Here is a 22,126-nt window from a genome sequence, read left to right on the forward strand (position 1 = left end):
ACCCGCACGCCCCCGCTCAGCCCACCCTTCCCAGTTCCCCGCGCAACCGCCGCGCCCTGAGCACCAGTTCCAGCTCGAAGCGGCGGTCCGGGTCGTCGACCTCGTCGCCCCACAGTTCCCTGATCTGCCGCAGGCGGTAGCGCACCGTCTGCGGATGCACCCCGAGCCGGGCCGCGACCTCCGGGGCGCCGCCCCGCGTCTCCAGCCAGGCCAGCAGCGTCTCGGCCAGACGGCGGCCGTGCGCGGGCCCGCAGTGCGCGAGCGGCGCCAGGCAGCGGCGGGCCAGGTCCTCGATGAGCTCCTCGGGCTGGAGCAGGACCAGGGCCTCGGTGTGCTCCGTGCAGTGCAGGACCTCGCCGGAGGGCAGCAGTCCGCGTTCCATCAGGCGGACCGCGGCCTCGGCCCAGCGCAGCGACTTCGCCGCGTCGGCGAGCGGTACGGGCGGGCCGATCGCACCGGACCAGCCGGCCATGGCACGCCGGAGGAGTTCGGGGCGGCCCGCGGCGTCGGGGTCGGGGATGACCATGCGGGGCTGTTCGGTCTCCATGTCGAGCAGGACGCCCTGTCCGACGGCGGGCGCCACGGCTTCCCTCGCCGGGCGGAGCAGTACGCCGACGGCGACCCGCTCGGGCAGTTGCCAGCCGACGCGGGCGGCCCGTTCGTCAAGGGCGCTGCGGGCACCGCGGGCGCCGGGCTGCCGGGAGGCGCTGTGCGGACCGGAGCCGTGGCCGGAATCCGCCGGCGTCCCGGCTCCCGCCTCCCCGCGCCGCTCCGAGAGCAGCAGTTCCATCAACTTCCGTTGCAGGCGCAGCCGTTCACCGGCCTGCCGGGCCGCGGCCTCGGCATAGCCACGGACGGACTGGTCGACCAGGCCGTCCAGGTACTCGAAGCCCGACTCGGCGAGTTCGTACATGGCCGGTGGCGGGATCTCGATCTGCTGGCCGATCTCGGCCAGGCGGCGCCAGGCGAGCCGTACGCCCAGGCGGTAGATCGCCTGGAGCGAGTCGAGGCTGCGGCCGTGCAGGCCCTCGCCCCTGCCGAACTCCTGGAAGACCTCCAGGGGATAGCAGGGCCGGCCGCCCTCGGCGGCGGCGATCTGCTGGACGAATCCCTCCAGGGCGCGCCGTATGCCGATGAGCGCCATGGGTTCGCCCGAGTCGTCCAGGACGACCGGCAGACCGGGGTATTCGGCGCGGATCTCCCGCAGGATGTCCTGGGCGAGGGCGGGCACTTCGTCCAGCGCGAGCGCGGCGAACTGCCTTACCTGCACGGGCGGTACGTCGCGCCAGGCCGAGCGGACGGACAGCGAACCCTGGCTCTCGGTCACGGGTACGGCCACTCACTGTCCCCGAGGGGCAGTCTCGTAGTGCACGAGGGGCGTGTTGGGCTGGTCGGGTGTCGCGTTCAGGAGCGCGACGACGCCGAACGCGGCGGCCACGGCGAGTGCCGCTGCGGCCACGACGGTCAGACCGGCGGCGAGCAATCGGTGCATGTCAGGGTCAGCCTCTCTGCTGGAGGTCGAACCCACCCGGGTCACGCGGATGTCGTACGCACAGTCCTTCACCGGCCCCGCCCGGCAAGTGCACAGTCTCATCAACGCATTGACACTTCGTCAAGGGTCCGCCTAGCGTCACGGCCCCATACGGCTCGGTAACACTTCTCACCCGCCCCAGGAGTGCCGGATGCGCCGCACAGCCTCGCCCCTCTCGCTGATCCTCCTCGGACTCGGCGTCTTTCTGCTCGTCCTGGCCCCGATGCTCGCCTGGTACGTCGAGCCACGCGCGAAACGCACACCCGTCGACATCGACACCACCACTGTTTTCAAGGGCAAAGGCAGCTATTTCGACACCGAGAAGATCAAGACGGTGAACGGCAAGAACCTCACCATCACCCGTCAGGTCCGTGGTGACGTGGAGGACAGCAACAGCGACCACGCGGTCTGGGACGTGGTCACGTCGGTCGATCCGGACAAGTCCCTGCCGGCCTCCGATCCGCACGATTCGCTGCAGTTCACGACGGAGCGCTGGGTCACCGACCGCGAGACGAACAAGCCGGTGCACTGCTGCGACGAGAAGCCGTACTTCGAGGGCGAGGCCTACCTCAAGTTCCCCTTCGACGTGCAGAAACGCTCCTACACCTGGTGGGACAACACCCTCGGCGCGACCGTCCCGCTGACCTTCCGGGGCACGAAGAAGATCCAGGGGTACGAGGGCTACCGCTTCACCGCCAAGGTGAAGCCCGCCAAGACCGGCACCCGCCTGGTGCCGGGCCGCCTGGTGGGACAGCCCAAGCGCAGCAACGTCCTCGCCGAGGAGTGGTACGCCAACCACGGCGTCGAACTCGTCGCCGACAAGCGCACGGGCCGGATCATCTACGCGGCGATCGGCCCCCGCAAGACGCTGCGCGCGCCCGGCTCGGACAAGGACGCGACGGTGCTCCTCGACAGCGAGCGCATCGCGTTCACGCCCAAGACGCAGAAGGCCCAGGTCGAGCTCGCCGACGACGACAGCAGCCGGCTGAAGCTGGTCGGCGAGACACTGCCGCTGGGGGCGGGTGTGCTGGGTGCGCTGCTCGCGATCGCCGGAGGCGTCCTGGTCCTGCGCGGACGACGTTCCGACAGTGGGGCACAAGGGACGAACGGGCCGGGTTCAGCGGCGGAGCCGGGCGGTCCGAATGGCGATACGTCCCCAACCGCCCTGCAATCCAGCACGATGTGATGAGACGTCAGCTGTTGAAAGCCCGAAAGTTGTCACTTCGGTGAGTAGCCGAGCCGAACACAGCGGCGAAAACTAACCATCCCCACCCGAACACAGTCCCCGCACCGCCCCCGCACCACCCTCGCACAGTCAGAGCACAGCGCCTTTGCAAGCGACCCCCGAACGGTGCAACCCCCCATAGCGACCTCACGGTTCCGCACCCTGACGAGTTGGAGCACGCATGCCCCAGCACGTGCCTTCTCCGCTGCGCGCCGCCACCCCCCGGGTCGCGCAGCGGCTACCGGCACCTCCCCCGCAGCCGCGCCGGATCGTTTTTCTCGCCCGGCGCGACCTGGCGAATCCGGCCGCGGGCGGATCCGAACTGCTCGTCGACCGGCTGGCCGACGGGCTGAGCAAACTCGGCCATCAGGTCACCCTCCTGTGCGGAGGCCCCGCCGCTTTCCGCGACTACCGCGTCGTGTCGGCGGGCGGTGACCTCGGGCACTATCTGCGCTCGCGTTCCGCCTTCACCCGGCAGGTCGGCGACTGCGACCTGCTGGTCGAGGTCTGCAACGGCATGCCGTACCTGGCGCCGCTGTGGCACCGCGGGCCCACGCTGTGCCTGGTCAACCACGTCCACACCGATCTGTGGGGGATGCGCTTCCAGGGTGCGCTCGCCCCCGCGGCCCGGCTCGGCCGAAGACTCGAACACTGGTCGCTCTCCGGTGCCCAGCGCGGCAATCTCCTGGTGGCCGTCTCACCGTCGACGGCCACCGCGCTGCGCGCGATAGGCGTCGAGCGTGAGCGCATACGCATAGTCCACAACGGGGTCGAGGAGCCGGGCCCGCTCCACCCCCGTTCGGACGAGCCGATGTTCCTGGCGATGGGACGGCTCGTCGAGTACAAGCGCATCGATCTGCTCCTTCGCCTCTGGGAGCGCGTCAGGCCCGTCACCGGCGGACGTCTGGTGATCGTGGGCGACGGGCCCGAGCGGGCCCGCCTCGAACAACTCGCCGGGCCCGGCGTGGAGTTCAGGGGCCATGTCACCGAGGCCGAGAAGCACCGGCTGCTCTGCGAGGCGTGGATGCTCCTCCATCCCTCCGCCGTCGAGGGCTGGGGCCTGGTCATCACCGAGGCGGCGACCCGCTCGACGCCGGCGATCGGCTTCGACGTACCGGGCGTGCGTGACTCCATCGAGGACGGCGTGACGGGGCTGCTCGCCCGGGGCGAGAGTTCCTTCGCGGCCGCCTGGTGCACCCTGGCGCTGAGCACCGAACGCCGGGAGACCTTCGGCAAGGCGGCCGGCGAACGGGCCACCAGCTACCGGTGGGCCAATTCCGTGCGCGAGTTCCAGGCGGTGGCCTCCGAGGCGATCGTCACGCACCAGGCAGCACAGGGGTCCGCGTGAAGGACCCGTCCCTGCGCCGATCCCTCACCCTCTTCCGGGCTTTTCTGCGCGAGCAGAAAGAGCCCGAGCGGTGTTACACCCTGCTCGCCCGTGACGCCGCCGACCAGGTCGAGGCCTATGGACCGGTCAAGGGCCGTGTCGTCGTCGATGTCGGCGGCGGCGGCGGGTACTTCACCGAGGAGTTCCGGCGGCGCGGCGCACAGAGTTTCCTCTTCGAGCCGGATCCGGCCGAACTGGGCGCCAAACCGCCGGAGGGCTCCGTCGTCGCCGACGGGTACCTCCTCCCGCTCGGGGACGGCGTCGCCGACGTCACCTTCTCCTCCAACGTCCTCGAGCACGTGGACGATCCGCAGACGTTCCTCAGCGAGATGGTGCGGGTGACCAGGCCCGGCGGCCTGATCTACGTCTCCTTCACCAACTGGTACTCGCCGTGGGGCGGCCACGAGTGGGCGCCCTGGCACTACCTGGGCGGCGCCCGTGGGCGCGCCCGCTATGAACGGCGTACCGGAAAAGCAGCCAAACACACGCTCGGCGAGAACCTCTTCGCTCACCACGTCGGTCCGACCCTGCGCCAGGTGCGGGCGAGGAACGACGTGTCCGTCGTGTCCGCACGGTCCCGCTACTGGCCGTTCCTGGCCGGTGGCATCACCAAAGTGCCGGGTGTACGCGAGTTCGCCACCTGGAATCTCCTTCTCATCCTCAGGCGGTGTCCATGACCACGGTCCAGGCCCCACCCCCGGCGGCAGTCCGGCCCACGGCTGACGCCCCCGAACCCGGCAGAGGCCCGCGCTCGCGGCGCTGGCTGTTCGGGTTCTGGGCCGTGGTGTTCGTCCTCTTCCTGGCCGTGAAGCCGGGACGGATGACGTTCGACACCAAGCTGGGGGTCGCCGTCGACCCCTGGCAGTTCCTCTCCGACCTGGGCCAGCTCTGGCACGACCGGGGCGGTTTCGGCGGAATCCAGGACCAGTACGTCGGCTACACGTGGCCGATGCTGCCGTTCTACGGTCTGGCGAAGCTCGTCCAGCTCCCGGTGTGGTTCGCGGAACGCCTCTGGATGTCGCTGATCGTGGCCACCGCGTTCTGGGGTGTGCTGCGGCTCGCCGAGAGGCTGCGGGTGGGCAGCGGCGCGAGCCGGCTGCTCGGCGCGGCGGCCTACGCCCTGTGGCCGACGTTCACCATCGTGGTCGGATCGACGTCGGCGGCGGCGCTGCCCGGCGCCCTGCTGCCGTGGGTGCTGCTCCCGCTGACGAACGACCGCATCAGCGCGCGCTCGGCGGCCCTGCGGTCCGCGCTCTTCATCCCCTTCATGGGCGGCGTGAACGCGGCGGCGACGCTGGCGTCCCTGCTGCCGGTGGGCCTGTACCTCCTGTCGCGGCCGAACGGACCCCGCAAGCGGAAGCTGATCACCTGGTGGGTGCCCGGGGTCATCCTCGCCACCGCCTGGTGGGTCGTACCCCTCCTGATGCTCGGCATCTACGGCGAGAACTTCCTTCCGTACGTGGAGAGTTCGGCCACCACGACCGGCACGATGTCGGCCACGGAGACGCTGCGCGGCGCGGGCAACTGGGTCGCGTACCTGCACTTCGGTGAGGCGTGGCTGCCCGCCGGGTGGTCGGTCGCGACGTCCGTGCTCGTCGTGGTCTGCTCGGCGCTCGCCGCCGCCCTCGGCCTGGCCGGGCTCGCGCGGCGCGACCTGCCCGAGCGGCGCTGGCTCGTCCTGACCGTGCTGTCGGTCGCGCTGGTCACGCTCGCCGGGTACGGCGGCGCGTTCGGCGCGCCCTTCCACGAGACGGTGCAGTCCTGGCTGAACGGCGGGCTCGTCCCCTTCCGGAACATCTACAAGTTCCAGACGGGCCTGGCGCTCGCGCTGGTATTCGGGCTGATGCACCTCGTGGGCGTAGCCGCGCAGGCGCGTGGGGCGCGGCCGGTGCGCGGGCGCAAGTTCGCCCCGCTGATCGCCGCCGTGCTCGTGCTGCCGGGGCTCGCCCTCCCCTACCTGAACGGCTCGATCCTCCAGCCGGGCTCCTTCCAGAAGCTTCCCAACTACTGGGAGGCGACGGGCGACTGGCTGAAGAAGTACTCCCCCGACTCCCGTGCGCTCGTGGTGCCCGCCACCGCGCACGGCATCTACACCTGGGGCTCGCCCATCGACCAGCCCCTCGACGTGCTCGCCGATTCGCGCTGGGCGCAGCGGGACTACGTCCCGTTCGGCACGCCCGGCAACCGGCGCGCGATGGACGCGGTGGAGCAGGCACTCACGACCGGCGGCAAAGTCCCCGGTCTGCAGGACTACTTGACGCGCGCGGGCCTCTACTACGTCGTCGTGCGCAACGACCTCGACCCCGACCAGGTCGGGAACGTGCCGACCTCGACGGTGAAGCGGACCCTGGAGGAGTCCGGCTTCGAGCGGGTCACCGGCTTCGGTCCGACGGAGACCGGCGGGATCATCCCCAACGACACGCCCCTCCAGGTCGAGGGCCTCTACCCGCGCGAGCGTGCGGTGGAGATCTACGCACCGGGGGCGGGCGCCAAGCGGCCCGGCCAGGCCGGGATCAAGCCGGTCTCTAACACGGCCGTGGTGAGCGGCGGCCCCGAGTCGCTGCTCCCGCTCTCCGCCGACCCCTCGATGCGGGACCGCCCTTCCGTCCTGACGGGCGACAACCACCCCGGCGTGGGAACTCCCGGCCTGCAGGCGGTCGGTGACGGTCTGCGCCGTGCGGACACGCGCTTCGGCCTGGTCAGCTCCAATACCTCGTACACCTACACACCGGGCGAGTACAACGCGAGCGGCGCCCTCCAGGAACCGGGCGAGAAGCCGCACCAGATCCTGCCCACCACGGGGATCGAGCACCAGACGACGGCCCAGCTGCGTGGTGCTAAGTCCGTGACCGCGTCGAGCTACGGCAACTGGCTCTTCCATCTGCCGCAGTACGACCCCGTGAACGCCTTCGACGGCAATCCGGCCACGGCATGGGCCGAGGGCAGCCCCGGGAAGCCGAAGGGCGAATGGCTCAAGGCGGAGTTCAGGGCCAAGGAGGCGATCCCGTCCTCGATCCGGGTCACGCCGCTGCCGCAGGAGGGCGTGCGGGCCGCGCCCACCCGGGTGCGGGTGGAGACGGAGCGGGGCAGCCGCACCAGTGCGCTGCAGCCCAACGGCATGCGCCAGAGCATCAAGGCTCCGGCGGGTGACTCCAGCTGGCTGAAGATCACCATTCTGGACGCGGAGATCGGCCACGAAGGCCTGACGGGCGCCGGATTCTCGGAGATCACCGTGCCGGGTGTGCGCGTGACGAAGCTGCTGCGGCTGCCCACGGACACCGGGTCCACCAGCTCGGACCGGGAGGCGCCCGCGGGCGCCGAGGCGACGACGTACTCGATGCACCGTGCGTCGGACCCGAGCGCCCTGTCGCCGGTGAACACCGAGTCGGGGCTGCACCGGCGCTTCACGACCCCGGCCGAGGGCGAGTACGAGGTCAAGGCCAGCGCGCTCCCCGTGGCGGGGTCCGAGCTGGACGAGCTGCTCTACAAGGTGGCGCCGGAGCAGCAGGAGCAGATCGTCGCGAGCGCCGACTCCACGTCGAAGCTCGGCGGCGGCCTGTCGCCGCGCAACCTCACGGACGGCGATCTGACGACGGCCTGGATCGCCGGTGACAGCCCGGTGATCCATCTGAAGTGGAAGGGCAAGCAGCCGGTCGGCGAGATCGTCCTGCCCGCGGCGGGCGGGCTCTCGACCCGCCCCGAGAAGGTGGAGATCAGCTCGCCGGACGGCGCGGCGATCGCCGGCGTCGACGAGAACGGCAACACGCGGTTCCCGCCGATCACCACGGACGAGCTGACCATCACGGTCACCGAGACCGCGCCGCTGACGGTCCACAACCCGGTGGCGGACGAGGACATGCAGCTGCCGGTGGGCCTCACCGAGGCCTACGTCCCGGCCCTGGACAAGTACCGCACGAAGCAGCCTTCGGCGTCCAAGACCTTCGAACTCGCCTGCGGGGAAGGCCCGATGCTCGCCGTCGACGGCAAGCTGCACGCGACGAGCGCGAAGGGTTCGGTACGGGACCTGACCGAGCGGCGGCCCATCGAGGTGACGCTCTGCTCGCGCGGCTCGGAGAACACGACCCTGTCGCTCGCCGCGGGCAAGCACACCGTCGAGGCCGGGGACGCGGGTCCGCTCGCCCTGATGGATGTCTCGATGACGCAGGGGACGCCGGGCGCGATCGACCGCCAGTCCCGTTCCATGAACATCAAGGACTGGCTGGGCGACCGGCGCGAGGTGTCGGTGGGCGCGGGCACGGCCTCGTACCTCACGACCTACGAGAACATCAACGACGGCTGGAAGGCGACGCTCAACGGCAAGGAGCTGTCGTCCGTACGCCTCGACGGCTGGCAGCAGGGATTCCTGGTGCCGAAGGGCGAGGGCGGCACGGTCAAGCTCTCCTACGAGCCCTCGCGGATCTACGAGATCGGCCTGATCGGCGGCGGTGTCGCTGTCCTGGCCCTGATCGCGCTCGCCCTGATCCGGCGCCGCGAGCCGAACCCGGACGGCCCGGACCTGGCGCCGCCCGCGCCGGGTCTGATCCTGGGCACGGTCGCGCTGACGCTGGTGGCCGCGGTGATCGCGGGCTGGTTCGCCCTGCTCGTGCCCGTGCTCGCCCTGCTCGCCTTCCGCCGTCACGCGCTGCTCGTCCCGCTCGCCTTCGTGGCGATGGCCGGGGCGGGGATCGCGGCGGCGATGGGTGCCGGTGAGCCGACCACGGCGGGTGAGGGAGCGTTCGGTCATGCCGCCCAACTCATGGCTCTCATCGCTCTGTTCGCGGCGCTGGTGAGTGTGCGGGGTGACGCCGCGGGTACTCGCACGGCGGCCGGAGGACCCGGCGGTGGTGGCAACGGCGGAGAGTTCGCTCCGTGGGAGCCGCCTCCGCACCAGCCTCCGCCCGCGGCACCTCCGGTGATGCCACCCCCGGCGAGCGGCCCCACGCCACCGCCGGGTCCCGACCGGGACCTGGGCACGACTCCGCTGCCGCGCCGCAAGCGCGGGGAGAGCGGACAGGGTTCGGATACGGGCTCCGGGGCGGGCGGCGGCCTGGACGCCGGTGGCGCAGCGCAGGCCACCAGCTCGACCATCTCGGCGAGGGGCCCGGCGTCGGCCCAGCCGGAACCGGCACCGCCGGGCACGCGGACGGCACGGACCACGCGCTTCAGGCGGCGCAGGGCAAGGGCGACGGACGGGCTCGCGGGAGCCGCGGCTCCGTCCGCCCCCGGGGAGGACACAGAACGATGACCGCACTCGATCACCCGGCACGTCACGCCGACGGACCCGAACGGCCTCCGGAGCGCGTGCCGTTCCCCGTCGTCGACGAGGTCTCCCGGCACTGCCTCCAGGAGGAGGAGCCGGAGACGGTACACATCGAGGTCCATCTGCCCGGCACACCGGACCCGGCCCGCCTGAAGGCCGCGTTCACCGAGGCCCTGCGCCGCCACCCGCGCATCCTGATGCGGGAGGCGCGGGGGCCCTGGTACCGCCGCCGCTACGAGTGGGAGCTGACGGCGGAGCCGGACGTGGAGGTGGTGACGTTCCCGGCCCCGGAGCGCGACGCCCTGAAGAAGGCCCGCACCCGCTCCCTCTCCGAAGCCCCGCCGCTGTCGGTATCGCCGCCGATCCGCCTGGAGGTGATCGCTTCGGAGCCCGCCGCCAAGGCGGTCGCCCCCGGCGGGGACAACGGCTCGGGCAGCGAGGCCAGTACTCCCGACGCCCCCGACAGCGGCAGCGTCCTCTTCCTCACCATCAATCACACCGCCCTCGACGGCCCCGCCTGCCTCCGTGTCCTGGCCACCGCCGCCGAGCTGTACGGCGGGCAGGACAACTCCCCGGCCGCGCCCCCGCTGCGTACGGCCTCGTCCGGCGCGCCCGAGAGCGCGGTGGACGTCGGCGACGCGCCCTCCGGCTGGGCTCCGCCCGCCCGCGTCTCGCGCGGCACCCCCGAGCCCTCACCCGGCAACGGCATGCTCGTCTCCGAACTGCCGGTGCCGCGGCGGCCCAAGGGCGCGCCGTTCACCGTGAACGACCAGCTCATGGTGGCGACCGCGCTGATGATCGCGCACTGGAACCGGGAGCACGGCGCACGGCCGAAGCCGTTCCGGATCACCATGCCCGTCGACGACCGGCCCCGCAGCATGGAGATGCCCATCGGGAACGGCACCCGTCTCGTCGAAGTGCCTTTCAGCGCCGCCGAGTTGACCTCCGAGGCGTGGGGCCCGGAGGACATCGGGGCACTCCTGCGCCGCACCGCGGAGCGCACCCGCGCCCTCAAGGCGCTCTCCCGGCCCCAACTCGGCCGCGGGGCAGCCCTCCTGACCTCGCCCGTCCTGCCCGTCGTCCTCAGGGCCGCCGTCACGCGCGGCCTGCGCAGAGCCGCGGCGCCCTGGACGTCCACCACGCTGCTCAGCAACATCGGGCGCGTCCCGTACTCCCTGGACTTCGGTGACGCCGGACGCGCGCACGCCGTCTGGTTCTCCGCGCCCGCCCGGCTGCCCCGCGGCCTGACCGTGACCACGGCATCCACCGCGGGCCGCCTGCACGTCGCCTTCCGCTGGTCGAAGTCCCTGCTCAGCAGCGGCGACGGGGCCCACCTGCGCGACCTCTTCGAGCACTACCTCCACGCCACGGAGCACACGGAGGAGGGGACGACACCGTGAGCAGCACCAGCACCGCGAGCACCAGCACCAGCACCGCACCCCGCGACCTGCGGGACTTCTACGAGGACCCCTCCGTCCCCGTCGCGTCCGGCGACGCCCGCAGCCTCCGTCAGGCCCGGATGCTCGCCGACGCCATCGGCCCCGCCACCGCCCACACGGCCGTCGTCCTCGACATCGGCTGCGGCGACGGAACCGCCGCGTCGGCCGCCGCCCCGCTCCTCGCCGGACATCGCGTCGTCGGCGTCGACTGGTCCCAGGACGCCCTCAAGCGGGCCCACGCGCATCTGCCGTACGTCGTGCGCGGCGAACTCACCGACGGCGGGCTCCCGTTCGCCGACGGCGCCGCCGACGCGGTCCTCTTCAGCGAGGTCATCGAGCATCTCGTCGACCCCGACAGCGCGCTCGACGAGCTGAGAAGAGTGCTCAGGCCGGGAGGGCATCTGATGCTCTCCACGCCCAACCTCGCCGCCTGGTACAACCGCGGGCTCCTGCTCGCGGGGGTGCAGCCCGTCTTCTCCGAGGTCAGCCTGCGCGGCATCCACGGCCGTCCGGGGAGCGAGGTCGTCGGGCATCTGCGGCTCTACACCGCCCGTGCGCTGCGGGAGTTCGTCGCCGCGTCCGGCTTCGACGTGGTGCGGGTCGCCGGCGCGCCCTTCCACGGCGTGCCCCGTCCGCTGCGCGGCCTCGACCGGCTCGCCTGCGCCGTGCCGAGCGCCTCGTCGATCCTGCTGCTGCACGCCCGAAGGACGTAACCGTGTGGTGGGGTGTGGCCGCGGCCCTGCTGGCGAACCTCCTCTACAGCACCGGGTTCGTCCTGGAGAAACGGGCCCTGACCGCGATGCCCTCCGTCAGCGTGCGCAATCCGGCACGGCTGCTGCGGCAGGTCGTCTCCAGTCCGCTGTGGATCGGCGGATCGCTCGCGCTCGCCGCCGGTTTCGGCGCGCAGCTCGCCGTCTACCGGACGCTGCCGATCGCCGCCGCGCAGGGCATCTTCGTGTCCGGGCTCGTGCTCCTGCTGCTGCTCTCCTCGGTGCTGCTCGGGGAGCAGACGTCGGGGCGCGAGCGGTACGCCGTCGGGGCCATTCTCGCCGCGCTGCTCATGGTCGTCCTCTCGCTCAGCGAGGAGGCCGACACCGTGAGCCACAGCGCGCCCGTCCCGCTCGTCCTCACCGTCTGTCTGCCGTCCCTCGCGGCGGGGGTCCTGCTGTACGGATCGGCCGAGCGGCGCGCGAAGCACCGGCACCGGCTGCCGACGACGGGCGTCGAGTACGGGGTCGCCGTCGGCCTTCTCTACGGGGTCAGTTCGCTCGCCATCAAGGGCGTGTCCAGCTATCTGACCACGCAGGACCTGGGCTCGGCGCTGCTCCATCTGCTGCGCTCCCCGTACCCGTATCTCCTGCTGTTCACCGGCGCGTTCGGCCTGGTCATGTCCCAGGCGGCGCTGCAGCGCTGCCGGGCCTCGCTCATCGTCCCCGTGTGCACGACGGTTACCGCGCTGTTCACCGCGGTACTCGGCACGCTGGCGTTCGGTGAGCCGCTGCCGCAGGAACCGGTGCGGCTCACCCTGCGGATCGCGGGCACGGCGCTCGCGGTGTCCGTGCTCCTCGCCATGCCCAAGCATGACGCGCCACCGCCTCAACCAACGCCGCCCACCAAGGAGTTGACGAGCTGATGAATCCCGAAGATCCGCTCCTGAAGATCCTCGCATGCCCGCTGGACAAGGGGCCGCTGCATCTCCTGGAGCCCGCGGAGCCCCTCGTACCGGAGGAGGTGCTCTACAACCCGCGGCTGCGCCGCCGTTACCCGATCGTCGACGGCATACCGCAGCTCCTGCCTTCCTCTGGAGAGCAGATATCGGAGGACGAGCACGAGCAGCTCCTGAAGCGGATCTCCCCGTGACGGGCCCCCACAAGACGGTGGCCGCCCGGCTCGCCCCGCACCTCCCCGCCCGTCTGATCGCCTCCCTGGCCCGCCTCGTCTACCCCCGCTTCGAACCGGAGCTGGCCCGCCTCGCCGACCTCTGCCCGAGCGGCTGCGGCACGGCGGTGGACGTCGGCGGCTGGTACGGCCCCTGGTCGCGCCGCCTCGCCTCGCGTGCGCGCCGCGTGGTGACCGTGGAGCCCGTCCCGCATCTCGCCCGGCTCCTGGAGACCTCCACGCCCGGCAACGTCCGGGTGATCCAGGCCGCCGCCACCGACCGCCCCGGCACGGCCCGGCTCTGGCTGCCGCAGGGCGACCGCGGGGACCGCGGGGTCTCCTCGCTCATCCGCAGGGACATCCACGCCACGGCGGTCGAGGTGCCCTGCCTCACGCTGGACGGGCTCGGCCTGCGCGACGTCGACTTCATCAAGATCGACGTGGACGGCAACGAACTGCCGGTGCTGCACGGCGCCCACGACCTCCTCACCCGTGACCGGCCCGCCCTGTTCATCGAGCTGGAGTCCCGCATCCAGCCGATCGGGCCGATCATCGAGCTGCTCACCCGGCACCACGGCTACCAGGGCTGGGTCCTGCCCGGGCACACCTGGCTGCCGCTGGCCGACTTCGACCTGGAGGCGCACCAGAGCGACACGTCGTACGTCGTGTCGCAGGGGCTGCTGCGCAGGGTGCTCACCCCGCGCAGGCCCCGGTACGTCAACTCGGTGCTGTTCCTGCCCGGCGACCGCCGCCCGGGAGCCGCCGCGGTGCGCGACCATGGAGCCCATGTCCGCTAGCTCCGCCTCCGGCCCCAGGTCATCGGGCCCGTTCACGCCTCTCGACTTCCAGCTGGTCCTGTTGCGCCGCATGGCCGACCACAATCCGGACCTGGTGGAGGCGGCCCGGCACGAGCTGGGCGTCTCCCTCGCGGACATGCGCGAGGCCAACCGCCGCTGGCAGGCGATGAGCCGCTCCGCCCGCTCGCGAGGCGCGGTCTCCCGCTACCGCTCGGTGCTCGGCGCGCCCGAGGCCACCGTGGTCCGGCAGATCGGCGACCTGGAGTGCGAGGCCCTGCTGTGGCCGGTGCCGCTCTGGCCGGACCTGCGCTTCGAGGTGCTGCGGGCCCCGAACGGGGCGGTGTGGAACGAGTGGCTGATCCGCGCGCCCGGCGCCCCGGGCCCCGCGCTCCACACCCTCGACGACCTCACGCCCTGGTCGTGCACGGTCGACGAGGCCGCCCGCGCGTTCGCCCCTGCCCGCCCGATGGAGGGCACGGCGCCCACGCGCTGGCGGCTCGCCTTCACCGCGCCGGACGGGGCGGGTCAGCCGCGGCGCTGCGTCGCGGAGTTCACCTGGGGGCTGCTCCAGCGGCTCTCGTTCCCGGACGGCGACTGACGCTTCCCCACGGTCGCGATTCCGGTCACCAGGGCCAGCGCCACGAGCAGCGCGCTGCCCCACAGCGGCGAGCGGTGGCCGAGCCCCGCGGAGAGGGCGATGCCGCCGCCCACGGGACCGATCGCGGCCCCCACGTTCAGCGCGGCCGTGGCGAAGCCGCCCGCGAGCGTGGGGGCGCCGGTGGCCGCGTACAGCGCCTGGGTGATCAGCGCGGAGCCGACACCGAAGGACAGCGCGCCCTGGACGAGGACGAGGACGACCGCCGCCACCGGGTGCTGCGCGGTCAGCGCGAAGAGCACCCACCCGGCGAGCAGCGCCGCCGCGCCCGTGAGGAGGAACGGAACGGGCCGCGCGTCCGCGAACCGCCCCGCGACCGTCACCCCGGCGAACGATCCGGCGCCGAAGAGCGCGAGCAGCGCGGGCACCCACCCCTGCGAGAAGCCGGTGACATCGGTGATGACCGGCGAGAGATAGGTGAACGTACAGAAGGTCGCGCCGTTCACCAGCGCCCCGAGGAGCAGCGTCACCACGAGCCGCGGCCCGCGCAGCGACCGCAGCTCCCCGCGCACGTCGGACAGCGCGGCATCGGGCGCACCGGCGGGCACGGACCGCAGGATCGCGAGGACGGCGGGCACCGAGACGAGGGCCACCGCCCAGAAGGCGGACCGCCACCCCCAGAACTGCCCGAGCAGCGCGCCGCCGGGGACGCCCGCGACACAGGCGAGGGTGACGCCGCCGAGCAGCACGGACGTGGCCCGCCCCTTGGCGTCCGGCTCGACCATGCCGACGGCGGCGACCAGGGCCACCGCGAGGAATCCGGCGTTGGCGAGCGCACCGACGACGCGGGTCGCGAGCAGCACGGCGAAGCTGGTGGTCAGCGCGCCGGCCACGTGGACGAGCAGGAAGGTGGTCAGGAAGGCGAGCAGCGCGGTCCTGCGCGGCCAGCGACGGCTGAGTACGGCCATCATCGGCGCACCCACGATCATCCCGACGGCGAAGGCCGAGGTCAGGGTGCCCGCGGTGGAGAGGGACACATCGAGGTCGGCGGCGATGCCGGGGCCGAGACCGGAGAGCATGAACTCGGATGTGCCTTGCGCGAAGACGGCGAGTCCGAGGATGTAGAGGGCAAGGGGCATGAAGGAACTCCGCACCTACGTCATGGATCGACAGGGCGGCGGCCGGCCACGGATGCCGCCCCGGCGAAGGGGGGCCACGCGGCGGTCGCGCCAACAGGTCGCGCCAGGAAGGGAAAGAGAAAAGGGATGTCAGTCCGCACGGCGGCGGTGAACCGCTTCGGCGAGGGATCCGGTGACGTGAGTGAGGGCCACCGGACATGCCGGCCGGTGGCTAGAGTCTGTCGGACTCGGGACTGGACATGGCCGCAGACTATTCACGCCGCTGAGGCCACGTCCACTCGATTGCCTTGGATCACCGGCGTTACCCGGCGGCGGTGAGGATCTCCTCGGTCACCGCGGGCAGCGAGTCCGCGTGCAGGAAGAGGAAGAGGTTCGGCTCGACGAGTTCGACCTCCATGACGCAGGGCTCACCGCTGTCCGCGTCGTCGACGAGGTCCACGCGCGCGTAGAGCAGCTCGGGCGAGCCCGGCACGGCGGCCAACGCCCGCTCGGCGAGCGCGAGTTCGGCGGCGGCCGGCTGCCATTCACGCAGATCGGGGTGCGGCATCTTCTCGTCGTCGTACGCCGTGCCCGGCGCGAGCACCGCGCCCTTCTGTACGGCGTGCAGGAAGCGCCCGCCGACGAAGACGAGGGCGCGCTCGCCGGTCTCGTCGATGCGCGGCATGTACGGCTGCACCATCGCGGTGAGGCCTTGGCCGTGCATCCGCTCGATGTGCCGTACGGCGGCCTCGTACTCGCCCTTCTCGTACCGCGCCGCGAGACGCGCCCCCGCCCCGGACGTGGGCTTGACGACGAACGTGCCGTCGTCCGGGATCTCCGGCACGTCGCCGGGCGCCACATAGCGGGTCGGCACGACGGGCACCCCCGCCGCCGCGAGCTCCGCCAGGTACCGCTTGTCGGTGTTCCACCGCACCACGGACGCCGGGTTGGCCAGGACGGTGAGCCGCGCGACGCGCCCGGCCCAGGCCACGAACTCGGCGACGCGCTCGCTGTAGTCCCAGGCGGACCGGATGACGACGAGATCGAACCGCTCCCAGTCGAGGTCCGGGTCGTCCCAGGACACGGTGGCGACGTCAGCGCCCGCCGCGCCGAGCGAGCGTGCCAGCTCGGGGAGGTCACGGTCGAGACCGGTCTCCAGCTGAGGCCTGCTGGTGACCAGGGCGATCGTGGGGCGGTCGGGTGACACGGAGGCCTCCAGGGTTCGATGATCCGCCCCGCAGGCTAACAACCTCTCGACGTGTCCCCGACAAGGCCCGTCTCGTACACGATGATCACGAGTCGCACCGGTCACGCGCGTCCGGCTCGGTGTCGCCCGGGACCGCCCGACCGGGCCGGGCGGCGGTACGGCTCCGCGGTCAGTAAGGCCCGTCGACAAGACGGAGCACCGCCCCTAGCCCCCGCACCGCCCCGGCCACCGCTCCACCGGGCAACACGTAGGACCGCAGACCCGCGCCCGCCGCCCCGCCGTCCTTGGCGGGGTGGTCGCCGACCATCAGGGTGTCCGCGGGGGCCACGCCCAGTTCCGCGCACGCATGGCCGAAGAGCCGCGGGTCGGGCTTCTCGGTGGCGTGTTGGTACGAGTGGACCCAGCTGCCGAACCAGCGGTCGAGGCCGTGCCGGGCGAACGTGGGCCGCAGATCCCAGCCGACGTCACTCACCACCCCGAGCGCGATGCCCCGCGCGTCGAGCCCGGCCAGCGTGCGCTCGGTGTCCGCGTACGGCAACCAGTGCTCCGGGGACCGGAGTTGCTCGTAGAGGACGCCGGCGAAGGGGGCGAGTGCGGGGGCCGACGCGTACCAGGTGGTGAACGCGTGCCGGTGGGCCCGGGACGACACATCGCGTGCGTACTGGGCCTCGATGACGCCGGGGTCCGCGAGGCCCGCCTCCAGGGAGGTGAGGATGGCGTCCATCGCGGGCCCGTCCACCGGGTCGGGCAGCGCGGCGCGGATGCGGTCCTCGTACGGCCGGATCTGGAACAGCGTCCCGGAGAAGTCGAAGAGCACCGCCTTGGGCGGCGTCACCGGGGCGGGGGCGACGGTGCGGATCGGGCCCTCGGGGCCGGAGACGGGCGGCATTCGGTGCGTCGGCATCCGGCCTTCCTAGCGGCCGCCGCGTAAGACCGCGATGAAGAGTTGACGATCCGTGCGGCGGCACCTCGGACCCTCCTGGAGCTCGGAGGATGTGGTGGGGCTCAGAGGATGAAGACGCTCTGTGCCGTCTCCGTGCGGTACGTCTCGCCCGGGTAGACCAGCCATTCGACCTGGCCGGAGCAGTCGGGGCCCGCGTGGACCTCGGCGATGGCGTCGGTGTGGTTGGTGACCGAGGACGGGAACCGGTCGATCGCGTAGCAGCCGCTCGGGTCCGTGTGTTCGTTGCCGTTGACGATCAGGACACCTTGCGCCGCGTACGCCGATCCCGGCACCGCGACCGTCAGTGCCGCGGCGGCCGCGAGCGCCCCCAGGGCCACAGCCACGCGTCCTCGCATCGTGTGTCGCATCATCTTCAGACTCCATCCACCGTGCGGGCCGCTTCCGACGCAGCCCGCTGGAGTCACCCAAAGTAGTCGATCAGGCGCAGTAAGTGTCCGGCGCGCGGTAGCACCTGCGCTCCGGCAGAGGCGCCGCGCGACCCTCCGGGGCCCCCGCATCTCGAAAATGCGAACAGGGGAGCAGTTGTTCCCTGGAACAGGTGATCGTCACGCCAGGGATTGCATGTGACCTCTGTGATTGACGATGATTACGTTGCGCAAGCGACGGGCTGCAGACCGTAGTTGCCGCGTTCCCGGCCCATGTCCCATACGTAGTCCGGGAGTTGGAACATCCTGAGAAAGTCCCACAAGGAGAAGCACCACCATGAACCTCATCACTGACGTCGTCGCCGGTCTCGCCCACTTCCTCGGCTGGCTGGTCTGACGTCACCCGGAAGTACGCGCAGCGACGCCGCCTCCCCGTCCCACGGGAGGCGGCGTCGCCGCGTCGAGGCCGTCCGACGAGCCTCGCGGGGGCCTCCGCTACCTCACCCCCACCGCCCGGATGATCTCCTGCGTGACCGACCCGCCCCGGTCGTCGCGAGCCGAGGCCCGCAGCGAGACGAACTCGGCAGCGGAAGGCACCTTCAGCTTCCCGCCCCAGGCCACCGCCTTGCCGCCGTCACGGTCCAGCTTCACACCGGTCCAGCTCTTCCCGTCGTCGTACGACACCTCCAGCTTGCCGCCTCCGATGGACCCCGTGTCCACCGCTCCCTTGACGTACTCGGAGAAGATCCCGACATCCAGGGAGCGCCCGCCCCGGACGTTGCCCGCGAGGTCCGTGTCCACGTCGAACCCGAGGTTCAGCAGGGGCAGGAAGGCCTTCCGGTCACCCGGCGTCTCCTTCGACCTGAAGGTCCACTCCGAGTGGCCCTTCGTGGCGAGCCGCCACCGCTCGGGATCCAGCGTCGTGTCCGTCACGACCTTGTACGTCGTCAGCGCCGGATTCGCGTCCCACACGTACACGCCCGAACTCTGCTTGCGGTCGACCAGCTTCCCGTCCGCGTAGACCTCGCTGAACTGCGTCATCGAGTCTTCGTTCCACACATCGCCGAACCCCGTGTGGTCGGGCCCGGAATCACCCCACCCGGGGACATTGAATTCCAGCGTGTTCCCGTACCGCTGCTGCCCCCAGCCGAGCCCCGTCCCCAGCCACGGGTGCCAGACGGGCTTGAACCAGTTCAGCTCGCCGCGCTTACCGCCCCGGTAGCTGACCAGACCACTGCGCTCCTCCAGGGCGCCCGGCCCGGACGACACCGACTCGTGCCACAGCTGCCCGGCCCCCGTGGACGCGTAGTCCGTGCGCTCCACCGGGTAGTCGATCTTCTCCTGGAAGCCGATCCCGACGGAGAAGGTGTCCGTCAGCGAGTAGCGGAACTCGCCTCCCGCCACCGGCTTCACCGCGTGGAACTTCGTGTCGAGGACCGCCAGTTCACGCTTCGACGGCTCGTACGTCAGGTCGCGGGGCACCGCGCCCTTGTGGCCCTCCGACACGTCGTAGACGTAGGGCGTGCGGGATGTCGCCGTGGTCTCCACGGTCCGGCCCGCCTTCGCCGCCGCGCGCAGCCGTGCGCCGTCCGCCGCGTCGACCGTGCCGATCCGGAGCGGCCGGTCCGCGTTGTCGTCCGTACCGAACCAGGCGTTGAGCCTGCCCGGCGCGTCGTCCGTCACGAACAGAGCCTTCACGCCCGCGTCCTGGGCGGCCTGCCCGAGCTGCGCGGGCGTCGTGTCCGAGCCAGGGGTGCGCCGCACGATGACGGCCTTGCCCCGCACGTTCTTGCCCGCGTACTCGGCCGCCGTGCCGCCGCCCACGTCCACGATCGGCAGCTTGCTGCGGCCGTCGCCGACCGTGCCGCCGGGCTGCGCGACGACCTGACCGAGGCCCTTCACGTCCAGGGCCGGCTTGCCGAGGCGCCAGACGGTGCGGTACTCGAAGCTGCCCTCATTCACCTTGTCGGTGGGGGCGGCGAAGACGCTGTCGTACTTGACGGGCACCTGGACCGCGCCCTGCAGAGCGGCTCCGTTCGCCCGGCGGTCGTACTCCATCAGGAGTTGGCGGGTCTCCGTCCGCTTGCCGACGTCTACGCCAACCTCCCGCAACTTCCGCCCGTCCAGGGTGACTTCACGGTCCTTGTCGAGGACGATCTCCGGTGCGGCGAGGAAGCCGAGGCCCAGGGAGTCCTTGCCCTTGCCGCCGCGCACGTCGAGGAAGGAGGAGAGGGCGTACGTGCCGGGCTTGAGGCGCAGCTCCAGCGTTCCGGAGTCACCGACCTCCGCCTGGACGGGGTCGACCTGCTCCGCGAGCCGCTGGTAGACCAGACCGGCCGCGGTCGCGGCGCCGTCACGGTCCTTGACGTGGACGGTGAGCGTGTACCGCTCCTCCTCCTTGACCAGGCCGAACGCGGTGTGCGCGACGGGCTTCCCGGCGGCGCTCGCGACGATGCGGCCACTGGCGTTGCCGACGGGCGCCTTCGCCCCGTCGCCGGTCACCGTGGTCGACGCGGTGCCGTGCGCGGGGACGGTGAGCGTCTTGTCGGCGAGGGTCGCGACACCCTCCGCCGCACCCTCGGCCGCGAGGCTCAACTCGACTTTCTCAGCCGAGGTGTTGGTGTACGTCACCGTCTTGGTGACGGGCTTGTTGTCCTCGTACGGCCACGAGTAGAAGCCGAGGTCGGCGCTGCCACTCGCGGTGACCCGCGCGTCGATCGCGTCGGGCACGCTGACCCGGCCCGACCCCAACTCATACGCGGACGCGTCGAGTTGTGCGGACGTCGACATCAGGGCGTCCTTGAGGCGCGCACCGCTCCAGTCGGGGTGCTTCTCGGCGAGCAGGGCGGCGACGCCCGCGACGTGCGGGGTCGCCATCGACGTACCGCTCATCTCGGTGTAGTAGCCCTCGCCGCTCACCAGTTGGGAGCGGGCGGCGAGGATGTCGACGCCGGGTGCCGACAGGTCGGGCTTGAGGGCGTTGTCGCCGTGGCGGGGGCCCTGGCTGGTGAAGTACGCGGCCTGGTCGGCGGAGTCGACCGCGCCGATGGTCAGCGCGGAGTCGGCGGCGCCGGGCGAGCCGATCGACGAGGGGGCTCCGGTGTTGCCCGCGGCGATGACGAAGAGAGCGCCGGTGTCCTTGGAGAGGGTGTTGACGGCGGCGGCCATCGGGTCGGTGCCGTCGCTGGCCTCCTGCGAACCGAGGCTCATCGAGACGACCTTGGCGCCGACGTCCTTGGCCGCCCACTCCATTCCGGCGATGATCTGCGATTCGCTGCCGGAGCCCTCGTCGCTGAGCACCTTGCCGACAAAGAGGGTGGCGCCGGGCGCCACGCCCTTCTCCTTGTTGCCCTCGGACTCCGCACCGCTGCCGCCGACGGTCGAGGTCACATGGGTGCCGTGGCCGTTGCGGTCGGCGACCTCCTCGCCCGGGATGAAGCTCTTGGTGGCGTCCACCCGGTCCTTGAGGCCGGGGTGGCCGCTGTCGACGCCGGTGTCGAGGACGGCCACCTTCACGCCCTTGCCGGTGAGCCCGGCCTCCCAGGCCTTGGGGGTGCCGATCTGCTCGTTGCTCCGCGCCATGTCGGCATCGACGCGCCCGTCGAGCCAGATCTTGTCGATACCGCCGGCGAGTCCGCCGCCCGAACCGGCCTTCGTGCGCGCCGACTTGCCCGCACCCGGCGCGACATCCCGCCAGAAGGTGCCGGGCTCGTCCGCGGTCACCGCCACGCCACCCACGCTGGGCAGCGAGCGGACCTTGTCCGCGCCCCGGGGGGCCGCCGGGCCCGCGGCACGCCGCGCGTCCTTCTCGTACGTGACGATGAGCGGCAGCGCACGGCCCTTCTCGTCCCCGAGCCCCTGCCGTATCAGCTCCGTCACGTCGAACAGCCGCTCGTCGAGGGTGCCCGCACTCAGATAGGGCCGCGCCTCGTCCGGTACGACGGTGATGCGGCCCCCCGCGATCTCGCTCCGGACGGCTCCGGTGGCCCTGGCGGGCCGGTCGACGGTGACGGTCTTCTTCCCGCCGCCGAGTTCCGTGACGGTGACCTTGTCGCCGGTCACCAGGGTGACGGTGTGCGCGGCGCGGGCAGCGGGGGTGGCCCGCCCCTGCGGCACGCCGGAAGGGGCCGCGGTGGCGGCCTGCCCCGTCGGCAGCAGCGCGAACGCGAGGCCGACGGCCGGCAGCAGCCTGGCTCTTCGCCACGCGGGTGATCGGGTCATGGGTGCCCTCTCTTCGTCGGACCCGGGCGGGGGTGGTTCCCGGGTGCTGCGAAGAGTGTCCGGGGGCCGGTGTTGCCGGGGTGTTGCCAGGTGCTGGCGGGAAGCCGCCAGGGCACCTTCCCGCCAGCCCCGCGCCTGC

General features: G+C 71.9%; 17 protein-coding genes. 10 read left to right on the top strand and 7 right to left on the bottom strand.

Translation table 11 applies throughout. The annotated features are described in order from the left end of the window. Window positions 1-16: 16 nt before the first annotated feature. The gene (locus AB0E78_RS03800; RefSeq protein ID WP_361827779.1) at window positions 17-1,327 is read right to left on the bottom strand and encodes a helix-turn-helix domain-containing protein; all 1,311 of its coding nucleotides are present in this window, start codon (window positions 1,325-1,327) and stop codon (window positions 17-19) included. 12 nt (window positions 1,328-1,339) lie between these two features. Further along, window positions 1,340-1,492 carry a hypothetical protein gene (locus AB0E78_RS03805; RefSeq protein ID WP_344521185.1) on the bottom strand — a complete coding sequence of 51 codons (153 nt, stop codon included), beginning with the start codon at window positions 1,490-1,492 and terminating at the stop codon, window positions 1,340-1,342. A 190-nt stretch (window positions 1,493-1,682) separates the two neighbouring features. Between AB0E78_RS03805 and AB0E78_RS03810 the strand changes: the two genes are divergently transcribed. The 10 genes from AB0E78_RS03810 to AB0E78_RS03855 all read left to right on the top strand — a co-directional run bounded on the left by AB0E78_RS03810 (window position 1,683) and on the right by AB0E78_RS03855 (window position 14,115). Then, window positions 1,683-2,717 carry a DUF3068 domain-containing protein gene (locus AB0E78_RS03810; protein ID WP_361827781.1) on the top strand — a complete coding sequence of 345 codons (1,035 nt, stop codon included), beginning with the start codon at window positions 1,683-1,685 and terminating at the stop codon, window positions 2,715-2,717. Window positions 2,718-2,937: 220 nt separating this feature from the next. Further along, on the top strand, window positions 2,938-4,104 hold the full coding sequence (locus AB0E78_RS03815) for a glycosyltransferase family 4 protein (RefSeq protein WP_361827783.1): 1,167 nt from the start codon (window positions 2,938-2,940) through the stop codon (window positions 4,102-4,104). Then, window positions 4,101-4,820: a class I SAM-dependent methyltransferase gene (locus AB0E78_RS03820; protein ID WP_361827785.1), complete on the top strand. Its 720-nt coding sequence runs from the start codon at window positions 4,101-4,103 to the stop codon at window positions 4,818-4,820. Before AB0E78_RS03815 ends, AB0E78_RS03820 begins: the two co-directional genes overlap by 4 nt. Further along, window positions 4,817-9,388 (top strand): DUF3367 domain-containing protein, encoded by a 4,572-nt coding sequence (locus AB0E78_RS03825; protein WP_361827788.1) that lies wholly within the window; start codon window positions 4,817-4,819, stop codon window positions 9,386-9,388. Before AB0E78_RS03820 ends, AB0E78_RS03825 begins: the two co-directional genes overlap by 4 nt. After that, complete coding sequence (locus AB0E78_RS03830; protein WP_361827790.1) at window positions 9,385-10,803, top strand: condensation protein; 1,419 nt, start codon at window positions 9,385-9,387, stop codon at window positions 10,801-10,803. The genes AB0E78_RS03825 and AB0E78_RS03830 overlap by 4 nt, the downstream gene beginning before the upstream one ends. Then, on the top strand, window positions 10,800-11,555 hold the full coding sequence (locus AB0E78_RS03835; RefSeq protein ID WP_361827793.1) for a methyltransferase domain-containing protein: 756 nt from the start codon (window positions 10,800-10,802) through the stop codon (window positions 11,553-11,555). Before AB0E78_RS03830 ends, AB0E78_RS03835 begins: the two co-directional genes overlap by 4 nt. A 14-nt stretch (window positions 11,556-11,569) precedes the next feature. After that, on the top strand, window positions 11,570-12,475 hold the full coding sequence (locus AB0E78_RS03840) for a hypothetical protein (protein WP_361828532.1): 906 nt from the start codon (window positions 11,570-11,572) through the stop codon (window positions 12,473-12,475). Further along, on the top strand, window positions 12,475-12,702 hold the full coding sequence (locus tag AB0E78_RS03845) for a Trm112 family protein (RefSeq protein ID WP_361827795.1): 228 nt from the start codon (window positions 12,475-12,477) through the stop codon (window positions 12,700-12,702). The genes AB0E78_RS03840 and AB0E78_RS03845 overlap by 1 nt, the downstream gene beginning before the upstream one ends. Beyond that, complete coding sequence (locus tag AB0E78_RS03850; RefSeq protein ID WP_361827797.1) at window positions 12,699-13,517, top strand: FkbM family methyltransferase; 819 nt, start codon at window positions 12,699-12,701, stop codon at window positions 13,515-13,517. Before AB0E78_RS03845 ends, AB0E78_RS03850 begins: the two co-directional genes overlap by 4 nt. Continuing rightward, window positions 13,498-14,115, top strand: coding sequence for a hypothetical protein (locus AB0E78_RS03855; RefSeq protein ID WP_361827800.1), 618 nt, complete (start codon window positions 13,498-13,500; stop codon window positions 14,113-14,115). Before AB0E78_RS03850 ends, AB0E78_RS03855 begins: the two co-directional genes overlap by 20 nt. On the opposite strand, the gene AB0E78_RS03860 is transcribed toward AB0E78_RS03855, so the two are convergent. The 5 genes from AB0E78_RS03860 to AB0E78_RS03880 all read right to left on the bottom strand — a co-directional run bounded on the left by AB0E78_RS03860 (window position 14,043) and on the right by AB0E78_RS03880 (window position 21,987). Further along, entirely contained in the window at window positions 14,043-15,251 is a 1,209-nt protein-coding gene (locus AB0E78_RS03860) for a Cmx/CmrA family chloramphenicol efflux MFS transporter (protein ID WP_361827802.1), read from the bottom strand. The two genes, AB0E78_RS03855 and AB0E78_RS03860, sit on opposite strands and share 73 nt — an antisense overlap. Window positions 15,252-15,552: 301 nt before the next feature. Next, complete coding sequence (locus AB0E78_RS03865; protein ID WP_361827805.1) at window positions 15,553-16,437, bottom strand: hypothetical protein; 885 nt, start codon at window positions 16,435-16,437, stop codon at window positions 15,553-15,555. 169 nt (window positions 16,438-16,606) lie between these two features. Continuing rightward, window positions 16,607-17,341, bottom strand: coding sequence for an HAD-IA family hydrolase (locus AB0E78_RS03870; protein ID WP_361827808.1), 735 nt, complete (start codon window positions 17,339-17,341; stop codon window positions 16,607-16,609). A gap of 101 nt (window positions 17,342-17,442) precedes the next feature. After that, window positions 17,443-17,751 carry a hypothetical protein gene (locus AB0E78_RS03875; protein ID WP_361827811.1) on the bottom strand — a complete coding sequence of 103 codons (309 nt, stop codon included), beginning with the start codon at window positions 17,749-17,751 and terminating at the stop codon, window positions 17,443-17,445. Between the two features lie 510 nt (window positions 17,752-18,261). Beyond that, complete coding sequence (locus tag AB0E78_RS03880; RefSeq protein WP_361827813.1) at window positions 18,262-21,987, bottom strand: S8 family serine peptidase; 3,726 nt, start codon at window positions 21,985-21,987, stop codon at window positions 18,262-18,264. Window positions 21,988-22,126 lie beyond the last annotated feature (139 nt).

It is taken from the genome of Streptomyces sp. NPDC032198, from assembly GCF_040636975.1.
Lineage (GTDB): Bacteria > Actinomycetota > Actinomycetes > Streptomycetales > Streptomycetaceae > Streptomyces.